The 20,920-nt window shown below is 63.8% G+C and carries 16 protein-coding genes; 9 read left to right on the top strand and 7 right to left on the bottom strand.

From position 1 onward, the window contains the following. The 3 genes from PZL22_RS12405 (at position 1) to PZL22_RS12395 (ending at position 1,834) form a co-directional block, all read left to right on the top strand. Complete coding sequence (locus tag PZL22_RS12405) at positions 1-465, top strand: chemotaxis protein CheW (protein ID WP_003536237.1); 465 nt, start codon at positions 1-3, stop codon at positions 463-465. Between the two features lie 372 nt (positions 466-837). Beyond that, positions 838-1,227 (top strand): hypothetical protein, encoded by a 390-nt coding sequence (locus tag PZL22_RS12400; RefSeq protein ID WP_003536239.1) that lies wholly within the window; start codon positions 838-840, stop codon positions 1,225-1,227. A gap of 247 nt (positions 1,228-1,474) precedes the next feature. Continuing rightward, a complete protein-coding gene (locus PZL22_RS12395) occupies positions 1,475-1,834 on the top strand; it encodes a hypothetical protein (protein WP_003536241.1) in 360 nt (119 codons plus the stop codon). Between the two features lie 179 nt (positions 1,835-2,013). Here the strand turns inward: PZL22_RS12395 and PZL22_RS12390 are convergent, their stop codons facing one another. Further along, entirely contained in the window at positions 2,014-2,511 is a 498-nt protein-coding gene (locus PZL22_RS12390; protein WP_010969727.1) for a CreA family protein, read from the bottom strand. Positions 2,512-2,614: 103 nt separating this feature from the next. Beyond that, positions 2,615-3,895, bottom strand: coding sequence for a GGDEF domain-containing protein (locus tag PZL22_RS12385; RefSeq protein ID WP_003536245.1), 1,281 nt, complete (start codon positions 3,893-3,895; stop codon positions 2,615-2,617). A 122-nt stretch (positions 3,896-4,017) separates the two neighbouring features. Here PZL22_RS12385 and PZL22_RS12380 point away from each other — a divergent pair, with 122 nt between their 5' ends. Together PZL22_RS12380 and PZL22_RS12375 are read left to right on the top strand one after the other, a co-directional pair. Further along, a complete protein-coding gene (locus PZL22_RS12380; RefSeq protein WP_003536254.1) occupies positions 4,018-4,728 on the top strand; it encodes a phosphoribosyltransferase in 711 nt (236 codons plus the stop codon). 36 nt (positions 4,729-4,764) lie between these two features. Continuing rightward, entirely contained in the window at positions 4,765-5,226 is a 462-nt protein-coding gene (locus PZL22_RS12375; RefSeq protein ID WP_003536255.1) for a GNAT family N-acetyltransferase, read from the top strand. Between the two features lie 49 nt (positions 5,227-5,275). On the opposite strand, the gene PZL22_RS12370 is transcribed toward PZL22_RS12375, so the two are convergent. The 3 genes from PZL22_RS12370 to PZL22_RS12360 form a co-directional block, all read right to left on the bottom strand. Then, positions 5,276-7,849 carry an ATP-dependent helicase gene (locus tag PZL22_RS12370; RefSeq protein ID WP_027993138.1) on the bottom strand — a complete coding sequence of 858 codons (2,574 nt, stop codon included), beginning with the start codon at positions 7,847-7,849 and terminating at the stop codon, positions 5,276-5,278. Between the two features lie 125 nt (positions 7,850-7,974). Continuing rightward, positions 7,975-8,385: a carboxymuconolactone decarboxylase family protein gene (locus tag PZL22_RS12365; RefSeq protein ID WP_003534958.1), complete on the bottom strand. Its 411-nt coding sequence runs from the start codon at positions 8,383-8,385 to the stop codon at positions 7,975-7,977. Positions 8,386-8,401: 16 nt separating this feature from the next. Continuing rightward, on the bottom strand, positions 8,402-9,223 hold the full coding sequence (locus PZL22_RS12360; protein ID WP_003534956.1) for a cyclase family protein: 822 nt from the start codon (positions 9,221-9,223) through the stop codon (positions 8,402-8,404). Positions 9,224-9,525: 302 nt separating this feature from the next. Between PZL22_RS12360 and PZL22_RS12355 the strand changes: the two genes are divergently transcribed. Continuing rightward, the gene (locus PZL22_RS12355; protein WP_003534955.1) at positions 9,526-10,722 is read left to right on the top strand and encodes an efflux RND transporter periplasmic adaptor subunit; all 1,197 of its coding nucleotides are present in this window, start codon (positions 9,526-9,528) and stop codon (positions 10,720-10,722) included. Next, on the top strand, positions 10,719-13,853 hold the full coding sequence (locus PZL22_RS12350) for an efflux RND transporter permease subunit (RefSeq protein WP_003534953.1): 3,135 nt from the start codon (positions 10,719-10,721) through the stop codon (positions 13,851-13,853). The genes PZL22_RS12355 and PZL22_RS12350 overlap by 4 nt, the downstream gene beginning before the upstream one ends. A gap of 57 nt (positions 13,854-13,910) precedes the next feature. Here PZL22_RS12350 and PZL22_RS12345 read toward each other — a convergent pair whose 3' ends face one another. Beyond that, positions 13,911-14,345: an anthrone oxygenase family protein gene (locus PZL22_RS12345; protein WP_003534951.1), complete on the bottom strand. Its 435-nt coding sequence runs from the start codon at positions 14,343-14,345 to the stop codon at positions 13,911-13,913. A gap of 443 nt (positions 14,346-14,788) precedes the next feature. Here PZL22_RS12345 and PZL22_RS12340 point away from each other — a divergent pair, with 443 nt between their 5' ends. Then, a complete protein-coding gene (locus PZL22_RS12340) occupies positions 14,789-16,195 on the top strand; it encodes an FAD-binding oxidoreductase (RefSeq protein ID WP_003534949.1) in 1,407 nt (468 codons plus the stop codon). Between the two features lie 64 nt (positions 16,196-16,259). Next, positions 16,260-20,000 carry an AsmA family protein gene (locus PZL22_RS12335; protein ID WP_033049194.1) on the top strand — a complete coding sequence of 1,247 codons (3,741 nt, stop codon included), beginning with the start codon at positions 16,260-16,262 and terminating at the stop codon, positions 19,998-20,000. Between the two features lie 638 nt (positions 20,001-20,638). Here the strand turns inward: PZL22_RS12335 and PZL22_RS12330 are convergent. After that, positions 20,639-20,881 carry a ribbon-helix-helix domain-containing protein gene (locus tag PZL22_RS12330; RefSeq protein ID WP_003534945.1) on the bottom strand — a complete coding sequence of 81 codons (243 nt, stop codon included), beginning with the start codon at positions 20,879-20,881 and terminating at the stop codon, positions 20,639-20,641. Positions 20,882-20,920 lie beyond the last annotated feature (39 nt).

The raw sequence follows: 20,920 nt of genomic DNA, 5'->3' as shown, positions 1-20,920 counted from the left end.
ATGAGCAACGCAATCAAGCAGTCAGGCGCCTATCTCGAAATCGTCTCCTTTCACCTGGGCGAACAGGAATTCTGCATCGACATCATGGCAATCCGGGAAATCCGCGGTTGGGCACCGGTGACACCGATGCCGCACACGCCGCCCTATGTTCTCGGCCTCATCAACCTGCGTGGCGCGGTTATCCCGGTCATCGACATGGCCTGCCGTCTCGGCATGAAGATGACCGAGCCGTCGGAGCGCTCCGCCATCATCGTCACCGACATCAACGGCAAGCTCGTCGGACTGCTGGTCGAGCAGGTCTCCGATATGATGACGATCCGAAGCGAAGACCTGCAGCCCGCGCCGGAGATCATCCCGGAAGCCCAGCGCGCCTTCTGCCGCGGCATCGTCGCGCTTGAAAAATCCATGGTCTGCTTCCTCAATCTCGACACCGTCATCGCCGAGGAACTGGCGCAGGCGGCCTAGATCACGATGCTTTCAGGTCGGGCCGACCTAAAAACATCAACGTGATCGATTCCAGGAAGTTGAGACGCGGGATGCGGGCGGAAAACCGCACCCAAATTTCCTCATCCCGCTCTGAGCCCGGACCTCAATGGACGGTTTGAACAGGCCCGCGAAAGCGGGCCTTTTCGCATGAGCCGGCAGACGCTCGGCGGCTACTGCACGGCGGTCGGCATCACGGCGTAGCGAGCAAATGTGAAAACGTACCGGTCGCGGGCAAGGAACCCCTGCACGCGAAACGAGTTATGAACAGGCAGCATTTGGCGAGAAGCCCTCTGCTGGTGATTACAGCCTCCGCGTTTGGAAGCTGATGTGGAAACAGACAGGAGCAACGCCATGAAAGTTTCTTTCAGAACATCGCTCGCTGCATTTGCCCTCTCCTCGGCGCTTGCCGGCGTCGCCGTGCCGGCCTTTGCAGACAGTTACTATCAGGGCATCGACCCGCATAATCCTCCGGGCACCCAGAACAGAGGGGCGGTAATGGTGCCGGCACGTCCCTATTATGTCGATCCTGCCCCAACCGGCAGCGTCTATGTCGATCCCGCACCGACGGGCAGCGTCTATGTCGATCCGGCGCCGACCGGCAGCATCTACATGGAACCGGCGCCGGGAAGCCGAGCGACCAACGCGCCTGGCCGGGTACGTGAGCACTATACGAACGAGTATCAGGGCCCCGGCGACGGCGACTATTATCAAGGCATCTCGCCTCCGGCTCCCCGTCCCTAAACATTTTTAGACGCCTTCGAGCGCATTGCGCTTTCGCGGACCACCGCCTTCAGAGGCGATGGTCCGCCGCTGTATGCTCTTTCAGTCCAAGGACGCGCCACGATGCCGCCCCGGCGGTGGTGGGGCGGTCAAGTTACAGTTACGTAATGAGCATCACTCTTGGATGAGCAAAAGTGACAAATCGTCAAACGCTTTCGGCCGGTGCCGGGTGTTATCTTGGTAACCGCAGCATCCGTAGGAGGCTCGTATGCTGAACAGTAGCATCCATTGGGAGGTGGGATGCCTAACGGACATAGGAGTTAATGCCATGAGAGTTTCTCTGAAAACATCATTTGCTGCATTTGTCCTGTCATCCGCCTTGGTCGGTGCCGCGGTGCCAGCCTTTGCGGATAGCTATTATCAGGGCCTCGACCCGAACCACCCTCCGGGAACCCAGAATCAGGTACGCATGCCGGCGTCGCGTAACCTGCCTCCGTCTTCGGTCGACCCGACTGCAACGGGGAGTATCGACGGCGGCCGTATGATGTCTCCAAGCGGTACCTACCAGGAGAGATACGACCCGGGTGAGGGCGACTACTATCGGGGCATTGTGCCGCCTAAACCGTAAGGCGCGAAATCAGCTACTGCATGTTCCTCGAGGCGCACCAGCTCAAGAGACGATGTATGCGGCGTAAAATTCGGCAGACCTTAGTCTCGCAGGAAGCGCGCACGTAGCTCGGAAGGGGAGTGCGGAAAAACCCGTACTCCCCTTCCGGCCGTCTTGATCTGCTGCGTTCGCCGGATCGATTATTCCGGCCGCCCATTCTTCCAGGTGACCGATTGGCCATAGAGCGGGACCGTGGTGATCGACATCTTGGCCGATCCGTCGGTCAACTGCCTCGAATGCGCCAGATAGATCAGCGTGTCGTTGGCCTTGTCGTAGATGCGGGTCACCAGCAGGTTCTTCCAGATGAGAGATAGTCCGGAACGGAAGACTTCCTCTCCCTCCTTCGACAGGTCGATATCATCGATGGCGATGGGGCCGGTCTGGCGGCAGGCGATGGAGTTGTTCGACGGATCCTCGAACCAGTTGCCGTTCTTCAGGCGGTCGATGACGCTGCGATCGAAATAGGTGACGTGGCAGGTAACCCCGGTCACCTTCGGGTCGCTTACGGCATCGATCTTGATGTCGTTGCCGAGCCAGTCGACCCCGACTTGGCCAACGGTTTCGGCGTGGACCGGCGAAACCGCCGCGGCCGAGACGGTGAGGCCGGCGACAAGCAAGGCACGGATGCGGCGCAACATGAGTATCCTCCAATGAACTGCACCGTTCAGATAGGCAGCGGATGCTGCAATGCAAGCACCGGCCGCCACGCCCGTCGATATGCAGGATCCATCGTGCGAGAAGTCACGCCGAGCTGCGCAGTTCCGACCGGGCGGCACGGGCTTCGCGCAATTGCGCGGCGGCAGCCGCAAGGGCGCGGGCGCTGGCGTCGATGCGGCGATCCCTTGCTACCGAGCAACGGTCGCGACCATCCGCCTTTGAGTCGTAGAGAGCAAGGTCGGCGCGTATCATCACGTCGGTAATCGTTTCGCCCGCAATGGCGGCGGCGATCCCGATGCTCACGGTCAGACGGATGCGCTGATGCGAGCGGCCGGCCGGCGTCTCACGCACCACGCGGCAGATATCCTCCGCAAGCGCCCTTGCCTGCTCTTCCGTGTGGTCCGGCAGGACGATGCCGAATTCCTCGCCACCGATCCGTCCGAGGACGCCCCGTCCGGCGAGGAAAGCCGAGACGGTATCGGCAAAATGCGCGAGCGCCATGTCGCCGCAGGCGTGCCCATACTGATCGTTGATTTGTTTGAAGAAATCGAGGTCGAGCAGCAGGAAGGCAGCCGGCTCCTGGCGTGCCACGCACTCGGCGAAGATCCGCTCGCCCTCTTCCATGAGCGTCCCGCGTGACAGCGCACCGGTCAAGCCGTCGCGTGCGATCATGGCCCTCAATCCGGCGATGACCCGGGCCTGCATCGTGAGGATCATGGCCAGGAAGAGGAGGGGAAGGCACAGCACCCGCATGGTGACGAGCAGGAAATCGAACAGGCTCGAAGCGGGCGAGCCCGGCGGTCCCGGCAAGACGTGCGCCGATGGGCCGAGGGCATGGGCAAGGGCGGTGAAAACCACGGCGGCGGAGCCGACGACAACGACCTGGATCGCCGGCTTTTCGCCCGGCCAGCGGTCGGCTGCGGCCAGACCAAGGACGAGAAGTAGAGCTGCGACAACGCCCGCAACGACGATCATGCCGGCGGCCGGGCTGTCGTGGCCGCCGGGAGCGATGATGAAGCCGAGCACGCCGCTCGAGAACGCGAGCACCAGACAAAGCGAGGCCGGAATCGCCAATGCGAGGAACCGGCGGAGGCCCTGGAGGACGAAGAAGAGGGCAACGGCGAGACCCGCATAGCCGAACATTGCGGCGACGGGCGCCTGCAACGCCGCCGCAACCGTCAAGGCGCCTGCCGACGCTGCCGAGAGCGCGCAACTGGCGGAGAACTCCCGAACACCGGCAACCGGCCGCAGAGAGAGGAGAACGGGTAGCATGGCAAGAAGTGCGATGACCGGTATGGCGGAGAGAAAGCTCATTTCGAAACGGCCTGTCGTGCTAAAATAAAGTGCGGCTTGCGTTTCAGCCATTATGCGAGGCCATTGGTAACGATGGCGCATTAACGAAAGCTGGCGAAATTCGCTGCAATTTGAGCGATCACTCTCTCCATAGTTGTGGCGATCGGTCGCAGAGCTTTTCAGGGAGCGGTGTCATGGCCCAGGAAGGCATATCCTTTGCAGACATACCCTTTGCAGACAGGGCCGATGCGGGTCGAAGGCTTGCTCGCGTCATCGAAGCGCATCTCACCGAGAAAGCGGACTTCGCCGACCCGCTCGTGATGGCCTTGCCGCGCGGCGGCGTACCGGTCGCCTTCGAGGTGGCAAGAACTCTCGGCGCGTCCCTCGAGCTCCTCATCGTTCGCAAGATCGGCGCACCGGGTCATCCCGAATTCGGTCTCGGAGCGCTGGTCGACAGCGACGAACCGCAAGTCGTGCTCAATGCCGAGGCAATGCGTATCGTGAATCCTTCCGAGAAGTACGTTCAGGCGGAGACCGAGCGGCAAAGGCTCGAACTCGCGCGACGCCGCGTCCTCTATCTGGGCGACCAGACGCGAATTTCTCCAAGCGGTCGCAATGTCATCATTGTCGACGACGGCATTGCCACGGGCGGAACGGCCAAAGCTGCGGCGAAAGCCCTGCGGCAGGCAGGTGCCGCGGCACTAATGCTCGCCGTGCCGGTCGCCCCGAAGAGCGCGATCGCAAGCCTGGGGGACGACGTGGACCGGCTCGTCTGTCTCGCCAGCCCCACCCCTTTCCATGCCGTCAGCATCTATTACGACGATTTCGAGCAGACCACGGATGCCGAGGTGATCGCGCTGTTGAGGCAGGCGAGGGGCGGTGACACAGGCTTCGGGCAAAGATAGTTGTAATGCGCCTGAACTTGCGAACGAGGATTGAGAATGTCCGACTATCTTGCCATACGCCCGGTAACGCGCCTCGACTATGAGCAGTGGCTGCCGCTTTGGGACGGCTACAACGCCTTTTACGGCCGAGCCGGCGAAACCGCGCTCCATCCCGACATCACCCGGATGACCTGGTCCCGCTTCTTCGATGCCTATGAGCCGATGCATGCGCTGGTCGCCGAAAGCGAGGGGCGGCTCATCGGACTGACGCACTACATTTTTCACCGCAGCACGACGTCGATCCAGCCGAATTGCTATCTGCAGGACCTTTTCACCGATGAGGCCGCCCGCGGCAAGGGAGCCGGCCGGGCGCTCATCAACGGAGTCTACGAAGCGGCGAAACGCGTGGGGTCGCCGCGTGTCTATTGGCTGACCCACGAGACCAACGACACGGCGATGCAGCTCTACGACAAGGTGGCCGAGAAGCCGGGCTTCGTTATGTATCGAAAGATGTTTTGAGGCCGATAAGGTAGAGCGGAAAACCGCTGCACGGTTTTCCCGGAAGTGCTCACACCCGTTCTACGAACCCATCCAGCACGCGCTTCTGCCCGGCGCGGTCGAAATCGATCGTCAGCTTGTTGCCCTCGATCGCCGCGATGTTGCCGTTGCCGAACTTGATGTGGAAGACCCGGTCGCCGACATTGAAGCGGGAGGGCTCGGCGCTCGTCGACTTGGCGACGAGCTCGCCTTCGATGGTGCGGGTGCGGGGGCCCGATTCGCCGTAACCGATGCGTTCGATGGCGTGGCCGGAGCGGGTGCCCCAATTGTCTCGGGTGGCCTCCGACCGGTGCTGCTGGGCGCGTTTCCAGCCGGGCGTCTGGTAATTGTTCTCGAAGGGATCGGCCTTGTCGAAGCGCGACTGGCCGTAACCGCCGCGACCGTAACCGCCATAGGAGACCTCCTGTTCGGCCACTTCCACATGAGCGATCGGCAACTCGTCGAGGAAGCGCGAGGGAAGCGTCGATTGCCAGAGGCCGTGGATGCGGCGGTTCGAAACGAACCAGATATGACAGCGGCGCTTGGCCCGGGTGATGCCGACATAGGCGAGGCGGCGCTCCTCCTCCAGACCTGCGCGGCCGCCTTCATCCAGGGCGCGCTGATGCGGAAAGAGCCCTTCCTCCCACCCCGGCAGGAAGACGGTGTCGAATTCCAGCCCCTTGGCCGAATGCAGCGTCATGATGGAGACGGCGTCCATATTCTCGTTCTGCTCGGCGTCCATCACCAGCGCGACGTGCTCGAGAAAGCCGCGCATGGACTCGAAGGCTTCCATCGAACGAATGAGCTCCTTCAGGTTTTCGAGGCGCCCGGGCGCTTCCGCCGATTTGTCGGCCTGCCACATGGCGGTATAGCCGCTCTCGTCGAGGATCTGCTCTGCAAGTTCGGTGTGCGGCGTCGTTTCGAGCAATGTCTGCCAGCGGCGGAAATCGGCGACGACGTCGAAGAGGCCCTTGCGAGCCTTCGGCTTCAATTCGTCCGTCTCGACGATGTCGCTTGCCGCGGCCAGCATCGGGATGTCGCGGGCCCGGGCATAGTCGTGCAGGGTGCGGACGGTCGTCTCGCCGAGGCCGCGCTTCGGCGTGTTGACGATCCGCTCGAAGGCGAGGTCGTCGGCGGGCTGGCAGACGAGGCGGAAATAGGCCATGGCATCGCGGATTTCGAGCCGCTCATAGAAGCGAGGGCCGCCGATGACGCGATAGTTGAGGCCGAGCGTGACGAAGCGGTCTTCGAATTCGCGCATCTGGAAAGAAGCGCGCACGAGGATCGATATGTCGTTCAGATTGTGCTTCTTGCGCTGGAGCTGCTCGATCTCTTCGCCGATCGCGCGAGCCTCCTCCTCGGAGTCCCAGGCGGCATGAACATGCACCTTCTCGTCGTCGGGATTCGTGCGCTCGGTAAAGAGCGTCTTGCCGAGCCGGCCCTCGTTATGGGCAATCAGATGCGCCGCCGCGCCGAGGATATGCTCGGTCGAGCGGTAGTTGCGCTCCAGCTTGATGACCTTGGCGCCGGGGAAATCCTTCTCGAAGCGGAGAATGTTGTCCACCTCGGCGCCGCGCCAGCCGTAGATCGACTGGTCGTCGTCGCCGACGCAGCAGATGTTGACGGTGGGTTGCCCCTCACCCCGGCCCTCTCCCCGTTCTGACGGGGAGAGGGGGGATTGCGAACGCGCCGCTTGTCCCTTCTCCCCGTCGGACGGGGAGAAGGTGGCCGGCAGGCCGGATGAGGGGCGATTTCGCGACGCTTGCGTCTGCTGGGCCAGCAGCCTCAGCCACATATATTGCGCCGTGTTGGTGTCCTGGTACTCGTCGACGAGGATGTAACGGAACTTGGCGTGATACTCCTTCAGCACGTCCGGATTGGCGCGGAACATGCGGATCGGATGCAGCAGCAGGTCGCCGAAATCGCAGGCATTCAGGGTCAGCAGCCGGTTCTGGTAGGCGGCATAGAGCTCGCGGCCCTTGCCGTTGGCAAAGGCGCGGGCATCGCCTTCCGGGATTTGCGACGGGTCCAGGCCCTTGTTCTTCCAGGTGTCGATCATGCCGGCGAACTGCTTGGCCGGCCAGCGCTTGTCGTCGAGGCCCTCCGCCTGGATGAGCTGCTTGATGAGGCGAACGACGTCGTCGGTGTCGAGGATGGTGAAGTCGGACCGCAGGCCCACCAGCTCGGCATGGCGGCGGAGGAGCTTGACCCCGATCGAGTGGAAGGTGCCGAGCCAGGGCATGCCTTCGACGGCGTGGCCGACGAGCACGCCGATGCGCTCCTTCATCTCCCGCGCCGCCTTGTTGGTGAAGGTGACGGCGAGGATCTGCGAGGGATAGGCGCGGCCGGTCGAAAGGATATGGGCGATCCGCGTCGTCAGAACGCGCGTCTTGCCGGTGCCGGCGCCGGCGAGCACGAGTACCGGACCTTCCAGCGCCTCGACTGCCTCCCGTTGCTCCGGATTGAGCCCGGAGACATAGTCCGGTCGCTGGGCCTTGTCGCGGGCGGCCATGGCGCGCGCGGCGATGCCGCCGCCGGCGGCCGCGGGTTTCCGCGGCGCGGGCTCCTCGTCGAAAAAGGGAATATCGTCAAAACCTTTGGTCATGCGGCCCAATGTAGTGATTCGGGACCGAAAGGCCAGAAAGGATGTTCTTCTTTTATTCCGGAACCTTCGCCCACCCGGGCATGCCTGTGGAAAGACTGGTGTTTTCAGGCCGGCATGCCGAGTTTTTATGTTCTGCCGGACGCGTCGAACACCGGATCGACCGGCACCTGCAGGGCCGTCGCGAGCTGGTTGGTCTTGGCGGCAAGCGAAATGACGCGCAGGAGATCCGCGTGCTCGGCGTCCGTCATTCCCTTGGCCCTGGCGGCGGCGGTATGGGAATGAATGCAGTAGCCGCAGCCATTGGTCACGGAAACGGCGATATAGAGCATCTCCTTCACCAGTGGATCGAGCGGCGAAGGCGTCGCCATCACCGCCTTGACCTCCGCCCAGGTCCGCTCCAGCAGATCGGGGTCGAAGGCGAGCCAGAGCCACATATTGTTGATGAAGTCCGATTTCCGGGTCGCGCGGATGTCGTCGAAGACGGCCTTGACGCGTGGGTCGGATTCGGGACCGGATGGCGGCGCAACAGTGCTCATGCTTGCTCCATGCGTTTCAAACGAGAGCGAAGACGCGGGCCGGGCCGCCGGTGCCGCCGCGGTGCTTGGGCGCGCCGAGGACCAGCGTCGCGCCCTTCGCCGGCAGCTTGTCGAGATTGGCGGCCGCCTCGAGCCCCCAGCGGCCTTCCGGCAGCCAGGCGTAGTGGGCGGCGAAATCGGGTGAGATGCCGTGGTCGAGCGAGAGCGTATCGACGGCAATGCCGGCTGCCCTCGTGTCCTCGATCAGGAACTTGGCTGCTTCGACGTGAAAGCCGGGGAAATGCATCTTTCCAGCCGTGTCGGCATTGCGGAACTTGTCGCTGCCGAGATGATCCGACCAGCCCGACAGCATGGCGACGCAGGCGTTCTCGGGAATGTCCCCGTTGGCGGCGATCCACGCTTTGATGTCGTCCGGCGTCAGCTGCGCATCCGGATCGGCGGCCGCCTTCTCGCGGATGTCGACGACGCAGAGCGGCACGATCAGCTTGTCGAGGGGCAGCTCCGCCACCGAAAGGCCGTCGGCGGAGAAGTGCAGCGGCGCGTCGACATGCGTACCGGTGTGCTCGTTCACCCGAAGTTCGAACAGGTTGAACTTGTGTTCGGCATATTTGAACTTCTGCTCCCGGAAGAATTGCTGCTGGCCGAAGAAGGTCGGAAACTCCTCATGAAGTTCATGGGTGAGATCGGTGACGCTGCCGTGGCCGGCGGCAAGCGCCGGAGGTACGATTCCCATGCCGGCGGCGGCAATGCCTGCCGTACCGACCGCGGCCGCACGGAGCAAACCGCGCCGCGACACCATCCGCTGCTTGACCGATTCGATGACGCATGCATCGCACATTGCCGTCTCCCTTCGTGTCGAGAGCCGGCCCGAAACAGCCGCCGGCGACGAACAGAATAACCGAGCCACGCAAGCTGTAAACATGCCGCCGCCTCACCGCCGGCGTGTGCGTTTCAGGACGGCGCAAGCGCCATCATGCCGCCACCAAAATCGCTTTTGTTACAATTGCGTAATGATGCCATTCCGAGATTGCCCGGACGTCTGCAAACAACGATAATCAGCGCAAATCGGAACGTTCCATCGGGTGCGCGCCTCGTTGGAGCGCGCTTTTCTTTTGGAGAGCTTTTCTTTTGGAGACATGAATGCGCTTTTGGAATCAGCTCGCGATCAGCGTCGTCGTCCTCGCCGTCGGGGGCGCCGCGTGGGTGCGTCTTGCGCCCGGAGCGGGTGAGACCTTGGCCGCGATCGGGGTTTCGCAACCGTTGATCGATGCCTTGTCGGGACCGCAGGGCGGCGAAGGGGCAAGGGGCGGTTCGGGCGATAGCGAGCGCGGGCAGGGTCGACGAAGCGGCTTCGCGGAAGCACCCCTGGTCGTCGTCAAGCCGGCCGAGCGCGCCGTCGTCAACGACAGGCTGAACGCGATCGGCAACGGCGAAGCGATCCGCTCGGTTACCGTGACGCCGACCGCAACGGGAAATCTCACCGAAATACTGGTGAAGTCGGGCGACAGGATCACGGAAGGCCAGGTCATCGCGCGCCTCGACAGCGACGACCAGATGATCGCTGCCGAGCAGGCGCGGCTGACGCGCGACAGTGCCCGGGAGAAGGTCGAGCGCTACCGCAATCTCAGCACCGCGCGCGCAGTGACCGTCGTCGAGGTGCGTGACTCCGAAATCGCGCTGCAGGCGGCCGAACTGGCGCTGAAAACGGCCGAGCTCGACCTGAAGCGTCGCGATATCGTGGCGCCCTCCAAGGGGGTGGTCGGGATCATCACCGTCAATATAGGAGATTACGTCACGACCTCGACGCCGATTGCCGTCGTGGACGACCGGTCGCAGATCCTTGTCGATTTCTGGGTGCCCGAGCGCTTCGCCGGCAAGATCTCCGTCGATCAGCCGGTGACCGCGAGCGCGATCGCACAGCCGGGACGCGCGCTTCAGGGCGTCGTTCACGCGATAGACAACCGCCTCGACCCGGAGAGCCGGACGCTCCGGGTCCGGGCGCGACTCGAGAATCCGGATGACATGCTGCGCGCCGGCATGTCCTTCTCCGTCACCGTGGCATTCGACGGCGACCGATATCCCACCGTCGACCCGCTGGCCATCCAGTGGAGCTCCGAAGGCTCCTTTATCTGGCGGGTCAAAGGCGACAAAAGCGAGCGCGTGCCGATCAAGATCATCCAGCGCAATCCCGACAAGGTGCTTGTCGATGCGGAACTCGCCGAGGGCGACCGCGTCGTGACCGAGGGCGTGCAGCGGCTTCGCGACGGCGGCGTGGTGCGCATCGCCGGCGAGCCTGCGGCCGAGGCCGAGCAGAAGGTCGCGGGAGACGCTCAATGAATATCGGTATGGGAGGCCATCAACCGGGTGGAGGGCAGGGCGGAAAGACGGGTTTCACCGCGCTTTTCATCCGCCGGCCGATCTTCGCCCTGGTCGTCAACACATTGATCGTCGTGGCTGGTCTTGCCGCCTGGAATGGCGTCGAGATCCGCGAACTGCCGCAGGTCGACCAGCCGGTGGTTTCGGTCACGACCGAGTTCGACGGCGCCTCGCCGGAGACGATCGACCGTGAAGTGACCTCGGTCATCGAAGGTGCCGTCTCGCGCGTGCAGGGCATCAAGGGCATTTCGTCGTCCTCTTCGTTCGGGCGCAGCCGGGTCACGCTCGAATTCTCCGACACGACCGATATCGGCCAGGCAGCCAACGACGTTCGCGATGCGCTCGGCCGGATCACCGGCCAATTGCCTGATGATGCCGACGAGCCGCGCATCGTGAAGGCGGATTCCGACAGCCAGCCGATCATGCGCCTGGCATTGACCTCCGACACGATGAGCATGGACGACATGACGCTGCTCGTCGAGAACGAGATCAGCGACCGGCTGGCGGCGGTCGAAGGCGTTGCCGACGTCACCGTCTACGGCGACCAGGAGAAGATTTTCCGTATCGACCTCAACCAGGCGAAGCTCGCCGGACGCGGCGTCACCGTGGCCAATCTTCGCGAGGCGCTTTCCGACGCCTCCTACGATGTGCCTGCAGGCTCGCTGACGAGCGCAAGTCAGGACATTTCCGTTCGGGCGACGGCCGATCTTAAGACGCCCGAGCAATTCGAAAACCTCATGCTCGGCAACAATGTCCGGCTTCGCGACGTGGCGACCGTGACCCTCGGCCCGGATACGGGCACCTCGGCGCTGCGCTCCAACGGCCGCGAGGGTATCGGCCTCGGCATCATCCGTCAGGCCCAGTCGAACACGGTCGATATTTCCGAAGGCGTGCGCAGCGTTGTGGACGCGATCTCCTCGGATATCCTCCCGACGGGAACCGAGCTCAAGATCACCAGCGACGACGCGGTGTTCATCAACGGCGCCATCCACGAGGTGGAGATCGCACTCTTCGTCGCCGTTTTCATCGTCACCCTCGTCATCTACCTGTTCCTGCTCGACTGGCGCGCGACGCTCATCCCGACCATCACCATGCCGATCGCGCTGATCGGAACGGTGGCCGCGATCTATCTTGCGGGCTTCTCGATCAACATCCTGACGCTTCTGGCGATCGTGCTTGCGACCGGGCTCGTCGTCGATGACGCGATCGTGGTGCTCGAAAATATCGTGCGGCGCCGGGCGGAGGGCCTCGGTCCGCGCGCCGCCGCCGTGCACGGTACGCTCGAGGTCTTCTTCGCCGTGCTCGCAACCACGGCCACGCTGGCGGCCGTGTTCGTTCCTCTCTCCTTCCTGCCGGGGCAGACCGGGGGCCTCTTCCGTGAATTCGGCTTCGTGCTCGCCTTCTCGATCCTCCTGTCGTCCTTCGTCTCGCTGACGCTCTGTCCGATGCTCGCCTCGCGCATGCTGACGAAAGAGCCGCATGAGCATGACGGGGTGATGCAGCGCTTCGGACGGCGCGCTTCCGCCTTCTACCGCGTGACGCTTCGCGCCTGCCTCAATGCGCCGCTCATCGTCTTCGCGGTGGCCGCTTTCTTTACCGCCGCCGGCGCTCTGGGCTTCCTGACGCTCAAGTCGGAGCTGACGCCGAACGAGGACCGTTCGCAGGTCATGCTGCGGATCAACGCGCCGCAGGGCGTCTCGCTGGAATACACGCAGGCACAGCTACGCCGCATCGAAGAGGGCCTGCAGCCGCTGCTCAAATCCGGCGAGATCAGCAATGTGTTCTCGATTTCCGGCCAGGGCGGCTCGGCCAATAGCGGCTTCATGGTCCTGACGCTTGCCCCGTGGGAAGAGCGCGAGCGTACGCAGGGCCAGATCGTCGCCGACATCAACAGGGCGACCTCGAAGATCCCGTCGGTTCGCGCCTTCACCATCCAGGCGAACAGCCTCGGTATCCGGGGTGCCGGCAGCGGCCTTCAGGTCGCGCTTGTCGGCAACGATTACACGAAGCTGGGCGACGCGGCGGCGAAGCTCGTCAGGGCAATGGAGGATACCGGCCGTTTCGAGAATGTGAGGCTCAACTACGAGGCCAATCAGGCGCAATTGTCGGTGACGATCGACCGCGAGCGCGCCTCCGACCTCGGCGTGGACATAGGTGGCCTCTCCTGGGCGCTGCAGGCGATGCTCGACGGCAGCAGCGTCGTCGACATCTTCGTGGAAGGAGAAGCCTATCCGGTCAAGCTGCTCTCTTCCACCGAGCCGCTCAACGACCCGACGGACCTGCAGAACATCTTCGTCAAGGCCGGCGACGGCCGCATCGTGCCGATGTCGTCGATCGCAACGGTCGAGGAGAAGGCAGTGGCGCCGCAGCTTTCCCGCGAATCGCAACTGCGCGCCGTTTCGCTCTCGGCGGGGCTGAAATCCGATCTCGCACTCGGCGAGGCGCTGTCGATGGTCGAAGAGATGGCCGAACCCCTTCTGCCGCCGGGATCGCGGGTCATGCCGCTTGCCGAGGCCGCGACACTGGACGAGAACGCCAACGGCCTGTTCGTTACCTTCGGCTTCGCGCTCGTCATCATCTTCCTGGTGCTTGCGGCGCAATTCGAAAGCTTCGTGAGCGGCCTCATCATCATGTCGACCGTGCCGCTCGGTCTCGCCTGCGCCGTCTTCGCAATGATCGTGACCGGCAACACGCTGAACATCTACAGTCAGATCGGGCTCGTCATGCTTGTCGGCATCATGGCCAAGAACGGCATCCTGATCGTAGAGTTCGCCAACCAGCTCCGCGACCGGGGGCAGGACGTCCGCAGTGCCATCGAGAATGCCGCCAATATCCGTCTTAGACCGGTGATGATGACGATGATCGCGACCGTCGTGGGCGCGGTACCGCTGGTGCTGGCAAGCGGTGCCGGCGCCGAAGCGCGCATCGCGCTCGGCTGGGTCCTCGTCGGCGGGTTGGGCCTGGCGGTGGTCGTGACGCTCTACCTGACGCCGGTCGCCTATCTGGTCATTGCCCGCTTTACCAAGCCGCATGCCGACGAGGAGCGGAAGCTGCAGGAGGAGATGAACGCGGCCGAGGTGCTCAAGATCTGAGATGGGCGAGATCTGGCGCGCAGCGGCAGGTGGCGCGGTGCGATCGCCGCGAGATCGTCAGAAGCCGCCTGCTGCGGCAGCGAGATAGATGACGGTGGCGAGCGCACCGAGGGCGCTGCGGCCGGCATGGAGCTTGCCCCAGCGCTCGATGAGTTCGCGGGTCTCCGCATTCGCCTGATCCGGACGGGTCGTCTCCAGGCGCTGATTGACGGGCATGATGACGAACAGCGTATAGGGCCAGTTGAGTATGATGACGGCCGCTCCCAAGCCCCAGAGCGCATCGCCCGACTGCCACCATGCCACAGCGCCGAGAAGGCAGGAAACGATCGCGAGAGGAGCCTGCATCTCGAAGCCGCGCCGATAGGCGGGCACCCATTCCCGGAGCGCTGCGCCTCCGTCCAGGGCAAGCCTGGCAGGCTGTTCAGCCACATTGATGTAAATGGCGGCGCCGAAGAAAATCGACGCGGTGATCAAAGCAAGCAGCCCGAACATGCGACGTTCTCCCTTTCCGGACATAATACCCTATAGGCCTGCAAACAAAAGACGCATTCGCTGCGGCGCCGGTGCAGTTGGCCGGACTTGTGACAAGCCGGTATCACCGGCGGTAATTTTTTGACGCGAGGGCACTCCAAACCGGTGAACTTCTGGACAAAGTGATTCCGATTTGCACAGTAGCCCGTTGAAATGTAAGCGCTTCCGGCCGGCCGGCTGGCTGGGACGCGTCCGGATCGATCTTCGAAGCCGTCCAAAGCGCCCGAGACGGATTTGCGAAAGCGGAGGCGGGAGAGTGAGCTCTCGCGTATTTTCCTTGTCGCGCCGGACCGGTGCCCTTAATTCGAGTGCGGATTAGGGATAGATTATGCGGGCGCTCAAGACGAAAGAGCGCTCTTCCGGGTGCCGCGAAGGCGCATCGGGAGATGAGAAGGAGAATTTTCGTGGCGTTGAACGCAATCCGGGCAGGGGCGAGAAACGAGAACGGTATCGCGGCGGCCAAAACATACCTCGCCACACGCTTCGGCGATCGATTCCAGACCGGTGAAGCGATCCGGGCCCAGCACGCCAACACGACGACCTACATTCCCGCGCAGCTCCCCGATGCCGTGGTTTTCCCCGAAAGTGCCGCCGAGGTGCGCGAGATCGTGGAGATCGCATGTGAACACCGCGTGCCGCTCATCCCCTTCGGAACGGGCTCCTCGCTCGAAGGTCACGTCAACGCGCCCCATGGCGGCATCTCCGTCGACATGATGCGGATGAACCGCGTGCTCGCGGTCAACGCCGAAGACCTGGACTGCACGGTGGAGCCGGGCGTGACGCGGGAGGAACTCAACAGCTACCTGCGCGACACCGGTCTCTTCTTCCCGATCGATCCGGGCGCGAACGCCTCGATCGGCGGCATGGCGTCGACACGTGCATCGGGCACCAATGCGGTGCGCTACGGCACGATGAAGGAAAACGTGCTCGCCGTCACGGCCGTCGTCGCAGGCGGGCGCGAAATCAGGACGGCCCATCGGGCGCGCAAGTCGTCGGCCGGCTACGACCTGACGCGCCTCTTCGTCGGCGCGGAAGGCACCCTCGGCATCGTCACCTCGATCACGCTGCGCCTGCAGGGCATACCGGAGGTGATCTCCGGCGGCGTCTGCCCGTTTCCGACGATTGCCGACGCCTGCAATGCCGTGATCCTGACGATCCAGTCCGGCATCCCGGTGGCGCGCATAGAACTCCTGGACGCGTTGCAGATGAAGGCGTGCAATGCCTATTCGGGCCTGACCTACCAGGAAACGCCCACCCTTTTCGTCGAATTCCACGGCAACGGGGAGAGCGTCGAGCTGCAGTCCCGCCAATTCGCCGAAATAGCGTCGGAATTCGGTTCTACGGGTTTCATCTGGACGACCAATCCGGAAGAGCGGGCACGGCTCTGGAAGGCACGGCACAACGCCTACTGGGCGCAGAAGAGCCTCATGCCCGGGCGCGCCATTCTCTCCACCGACGTCTGCGTGCCGATCTCGCGCCTTGCCGACTGCGTCGCGGCGACGCATGAAGACATTGCTGCGCATGGCTTGGTCGCGCCGATCGTCGGGCACGCCGGCGATGGAAATTTTCATGTGGGGTTGCTCTTCGACGACAAGGATGCGGCTGATGTGGCGCAGGCGGAGGCTTTCGTCGAGCGGCTGAATGCGCGGGCGCTGTCCGTGGACGGCACCTGTACGGGCGAACATGGGATCGGGCAGGGCAAGATGCCGTTTCTTGCGGCCGAACTCGGTGATGCGCTGGATCTGATGCGGCAGATCAAACGCTCTCTCGATCCCGACAACATCTTCAATCCGGGCAAGATCTTTGCCTGAGACTTGCAAAACCGGCTCAAAGCCGCAATGCAGGGGGCGAACGAACTGACGGGAATGTGACACGGTGCTGGCGCGAATTCTGGTTACCCTCGGAGGACTGTTGGTTGTCGCGCTCTTTGCCGCGCTGATCGCACCCCTGTTTATCGACTGGACCAGCTTTCGTAACGATTTCGAGCGGGAGGCAAGCCGCATCATGGGCAAGCCCGTGGTGGTCCACGGCAGCGTCGATGCGCGTCTCATTCCCTTTCCTACGGTCACGCTCAACGACGTCCGCGTCGGAGCGAGCGACGGCGGCGCACCGCTGATTCAGGTCGCGCAGTTTTCGATGAGCGCGGAGCTTGCTCCCTTCCTGAGCGGCGAGGCGCTGATATTCGACATGCGGCTCGACCGGCCGAAGGCGCGGCTCCGGCTCCAGCCCGATGGCACGCTGGATTGGGCACGCGGGTCGCGCGCCGCGATCCCCGCCCATACGGTCATCCTGGAGAAGGTGGAGATCGCCGACGGCGAGATCGAGTTTGTGGATGAGCAGACGGGGCGCACGCGCCGGGTCAGTGACCTCTCCGCCGACCTCTCGGCCCGCACGCTCGCCGGACCTTGGAGGGTCGAGGGCCGTGCGACGCTCGACGGGGAGGCGGGAAGCTTCTCATTGTCGAGCAACACCGTCGACGAAACGGGCGCCTTGAGCCTGCGGGCGCGGCTGGTGCCGGACGAACGGCCCTTCGGCGTGGAGCTCGACGGCGATCTGAAGATCGTCGATTTCAGACCGGTTTATGCCGGGCGCTTCACGCTCACGGAGAACCGGCCCGCCAGCGAGGTCAAGGCGGACGGCGCCCTTCGCATCAACGGCGAGTTCCAACTCACCAACGAAAGCATCCGCGTACCGGAATACCACTTCGAGATCGGGCCGCCCGACGATCCCTATATCGTCACCGGCGAGGCAACGCTCGACACCGGCAAGGACCAGAGATTCCTGCTGATCGCCGACGGCCAGCAGATCGATGTCAGCCGCATCGGCAATTCCGGCAGCAGCGGCAAGACCGGGCGCGACCCGGCCATTTCGCTGCGCCAGCGGATCGACGCAATGCTGGCGATCGCCGCCGATATCCCGATTCCGCAGGTGCCGGGACGGGCCAGTCTGAAACTTCCGGCGATCGTGATCGGCGACACGACGGTGCGCGACGTCCGCCTTGACGTCCGGCCCGACGGCGCCGGCTGGATCGTCGACAATGCGGTCGCACTTCTGCCCGGCCGCACGCAATTGGAAGCCAAGGGCCGGCTGAACCTCAAGGAGCAGCGCTCCTTTCGCGGGGACCTCGTCATCGCCTCGAACCAGCCATCGGGATTTGCCAATTGGCTGGCGGGATCGGTCGATCCGGCGATACGCACGCTGAAAACGGCCGGGTTTTCGGCGACGGTCAATCTGACCGACACTCTGCAGCAGTTTGAAAACCTTGAAGTGGCGGCAGGTCCGGCCACGTTGCGCGGCAGGATCGAGCGCCAGTCCTTCGCCGAGCAGCCGCCCGCGCTGTCGCTGCAGTTGAAAGGCAACCGCATAGATCTGGAGGCGCTTCAGGCCCTTGCCGGCCTTGTCGCGGGCGACGCTTCCACCGGGACGTTGCTGCAGCACGCCATCGCTGCCGATCTTTCCGCCGAGACATTCTCCGCTTTCGGTGAGGAAGCGCATGACGTCCAGGCGGTGCTCACCTTCAAGAACGGCCAACTGCAGGCGGAGCGCGTGGCGATCGGCGCTCTTTCCGGCGCACAGCTTGCCTTCTCCGGCCGCGTGAGCGGCGGGCTCGAAAAACCGGTCGTGTCGGCGAAGATGAAACTCGCCGCGCAGGAGCTTACGCCCTTCCTCAACATGATCGGACGGCATAGCGCGGCCCATCCGGCGCTCGCACGGCTGATCGAGGCCGGACCCTATTACTCCGACGCTGCTTTCGATGTAACGCTGACGGCCGGCAACAAGGAGGGTAACGCGCCCTTCACCTTCGGCGTGATCGGGACCGCCAACGGAGGCAAGATAGCCGCCAGCTATCAGGCGCCCGATCTCGCCCAGGCGCTCGCCGGCCAGGGCATGCTGCTGGAGGCGACGCTCGAGAATCCGCAGACATCCGTTCTCCTGGGGCAGGCCGGATTGGACCCGCTGCCCTTCGAAGCGGACGCAAACGGTATTCTTGCCATAAAGCTGCAGAGCACGGACGGCTCGAAGGCCAATGGCTCGCTGACCTTCACCACCGAGCGGACGTCGCTTGCGGCGAACGGTGTCTTCGATCTTGCGCGCGCGCACTATCTCGAAGGGCAGGGGAAGCTCACGCTGAAATCCGAGGACCTGGAGCCCTATCTGCTGTTGCAGGGCATCGGGCTGCCCCAAATGGGCAGCGGTTTGCCGGTGACGGCCTCGGCTGAGTTTGCAACCGACCCCGAAAAAATCTCGATCACCGCAATAGAGGGCAAAGCCGACCAGAATGGCTTCGCCGGCGCGCTTTCGATCGACCGCAAGGTCCCCGGCAAGGCCGAAGGGGAGCTTGCGATCGACGCCCTCGATCTCGCCTGGCTCGGCGAAGGCATTCTGGGGCAGCTTCACGACACAAGCACCGGGGGACTGGCGCTGGCACCGGTCGTAAAACCGGCATGGACCGGACTCGATGTGGCGCTCAACGTAAGCGCGAAGCGGTTCTGGCCAGGCGTCTACGGCCCGGTGACCGGTTTTGCCGGGAAGCTGCAATGGAAGGGCGATGAACTCGCACTCAGCGACGCGACGGGAGACTGGCTGGGGGGCAAGCTCGCGGGGCGGCTGCAATTCGGCAATGCCAATGGCTCCGGCTACCTGCGCTCGAAGTTCGATCTCACGGGTGCCGACATTGCCGAAACGGGTTGGGTGCGGGCGACTGGCCCGGTGGCGACCGGCCGCTTCGATCTTGCGGTGGCGATGGAGGCTGCGGGCGCAACGCCGCAGGCAATGGTGCATTCGCTCAGCGGATCGGGAACGGCGAGCTTCAACGGGCTTACCCTCAACGGCATCAATACGGCGGCGCTGCCGCAACTGATGGCGGCGGCGGACGCCATGAAGACTGATATCTCGCCCGATGCGATCCGCAAGGCTGCAGAGAACCTGCTCTTCACCGGCCAGTCGGTCGTCGGCGCTGTGAAGGTGCCCTTCGGCATAGCAGGCGGAACCGTCAGGGCGCAGAACGTCACCGCGGGCGATGGCAACGCCGCTTTCAGCGGGGAGGCCGCTTTCGACTTGCCGGCAGGGCGAATGAACGGGTTGATCGATCTGGCCTTCCGTCCCGGCGAGGAGGCGCTTGCGGGAGCAGAGCCGCGCGTCCGATTCGGCTATGCCGGGCTGCTTGCATCGCCCGGTGTGACGGTCGACGTCACGGAGCTTTCGAACTTCCTGTCGCTCAGAGCCTTCGAGCGTGAGCGCAGGCGTGTCGAGACACTACAGGCGAATGTGCTCGAAAAGCAACGTTTGCGCCGCGAGGTCTCGCTTTATCGGGCGCGCGCGGCGGAGCGTGAGCAGCAGCGATTGCGGACGATCGCCGAAGAGCGCCGCCGTCAGGCAGCGGCGGCGGAAGCGGCGCGGATGCGGGCGGAGGCGGAAGCACGAGCCGCCGCCGAACGCCGCGCGGAGGAGGAGGAGCGGCTGAGAATGCGGCAGCTGCCGCCGCGCAGCATCGGTCGCCAGCAGGCGCCCGTCACTCCGCCGGAGGATGGCGGCACCCGACAGGGGCAGAATGCGGGCCCGCCGGCAGGTCATGGCCTGAATTTCGATATGCTTCCCGACATTACTGTGCAGTAGCAGAGCAGTGTGCGGCACCCGCCCCTCATCCCGCTGCCGCGACCTTCTCCCCGCAGGCGGCTACGGCATGCACATATCTCTTGCGCGCCGGTGCGGCGGATACTGCTCATGAAAGGGATCCCTCGGGAACCCAACCGGCTCAACCGCGCTCGGTCGGGGTTGCCCCTCAACCGGCTGCCGCCACCTTCTCCCCGCAGGCGGGGAGAAGGGATATGCCGCGCCCGCTCGCTCCCTCGGGCGGGCGGTGAATGCGGGGTTCAGTCGGCGCCGCTTGTCCCTTCTCCCCGCCTGCGGGGAGAAGGTGCCGGCAGGCGGATGAGGGGCGGGTGACCGCTAATGCCAATGTTAGCGCATACGGGTTTGATCCCAAGGACCCATCCGCAAGCCTCGCCACTGCTGGATACAGATGCCGCCACTCCGGAGTAAGTCCGCGAAGGGCGGGACAACAAGAGATATGTGCATGCCGTAGCCGCAGGCGGGGAGAAGGGATATGCCGCCCTCTCTACAGCGCCGCGCGTCTTATCAGACGCGCAAAGGTCGCTGTAGCACTTTGATCTGCTGCATGTTTTTGTCCTTTAATCGGATACGATTAAAGGAAACATGCAGAAGTCGCCGACGATCCAACGGCCTGCAGAGAGCTATGCCCCGCCTTTCGCATCGGCGCGTGCCTTGACCCAGGCGAGCACATAGACCCGTAAGGCCGACGACAGATTTCCATCCTGGCCGCGACCGTCGTCGATCTCGGCGATGAGCCGCGCGAGCGGCATGTCGCGGTCCCTGGCGATCGATTTCAATTCCAGCCAGAAGGGTTCTTCGAGAGTGAAGCTGGTGCGGTGTCCGTGCAACGTGGCCGAATGCTTGATGACCTTCCCCTTACTCATAAGCGGATTCAAGTGGCTGCCAATTTGATTCGGGAAACT

Origin of the sequence: Ensifer meliloti (genome assembly GCF_030064585.1) — a bacterium.
Taxonomy (GTDB): Bacteria; Pseudomonadota; Alphaproteobacteria; order Rhizobiales; family Rhizobiaceae; genus Sinorhizobium; species Sinorhizobium meliloti.
This window is presented reverse-complemented; position numbering and strand designations above follow the sequence as displayed.

Bases quoted from the DNA above. Each gene is read 5' to 3' on its own strand.
- PZL22_RS12405 (WP_003536237.1), top strand. From the start codon at position 1: ATGAGCAACGCAATCAAGCAGTCAGGCGCCTATCTCGAAATCGTCTCC.
- PZL22_RS12400 (WP_003536239.1), top strand. From the start codon at position 838: ATGAAAGTTTCTTTCAGAACATCGCTCGCTGCATTTGCCCTCTCCTCG.
- PZL22_RS12395 (WP_003536241.1), top strand. From the start codon at position 1,475: ATGCTGAACAGTAGCATCCATTGGGAGGTGGGATGCCTAACGGACATA.
- PZL22_RS12390 (WP_010969727.1), bottom strand. From the start codon at position 2,511: ATGTTGCGCCGCATCCGTGCCTTGCTTGTCGCCGGCCTCACCGTCTCG.
- PZL22_RS12385 (WP_003536245.1), bottom strand. From the start codon at position 3,895: ATGGCTGAAACGCAAGCCGCACTTTATTTTAGCACGACAGGCCGTTTC.
- PZL22_RS12380 (WP_003536254.1), top strand. From the start codon at position 4,018: ATGGCCCAGGAAGGCATATCCTTTGCAGACATACCCTTTGCAGACAGG.
- PZL22_RS12375 (WP_003536255.1), top strand. From the start codon at position 4,765: ATGTCCGACTATCTTGCCATACGCCCGGTAACGCGCCTCGACTATGAG.
- PZL22_RS12370 (WP_027993138.1), bottom strand. From the start codon at position 7,849: ATGACCAAAGGTTTTGACGATATTCCCTTTTTCGACGAGGAGCCCGCG.
- PZL22_RS12365 (WP_003534958.1), bottom strand. From the start codon at position 8,385: ATGAGCACTGTTGCGCCGCCATCCGGTCCCGAATCCGACCCACGCGTC.
- PZL22_RS12360 (WP_003534956.1), bottom strand. From the start codon at position 9,223: ATGTGCGATGCATGCGTCATCGAATCGGTCAAGCAGCGGATGGTGTCG.
- PZL22_RS12355 (WP_003534955.1), top strand. From the start codon at position 9,526: ATGCGCTTTTGGAATCAGCTCGCGATCAGCGTCGTCGTCCTCGCCGTC.
- PZL22_RS12350 (WP_003534953.1), top strand. From the start codon at position 10,719: ATGAATATCGGTATGGGAGGCCATCAACCGGGTGGAGGGCAGGGCGGA.
- PZL22_RS12345 (WP_003534951.1), bottom strand. From the start codon at position 14,345: ATGTTCGGGCTGCTTGCTTTGATCACCGCGTCGATTTTCTTCGGCGCC.
- PZL22_RS12330 (WP_003534945.1), bottom strand. From the start codon at position 20,881: ATGAGTAAGGGGAAGGTCATCAAGCATTCGGCCACGTTGCACGGACAC.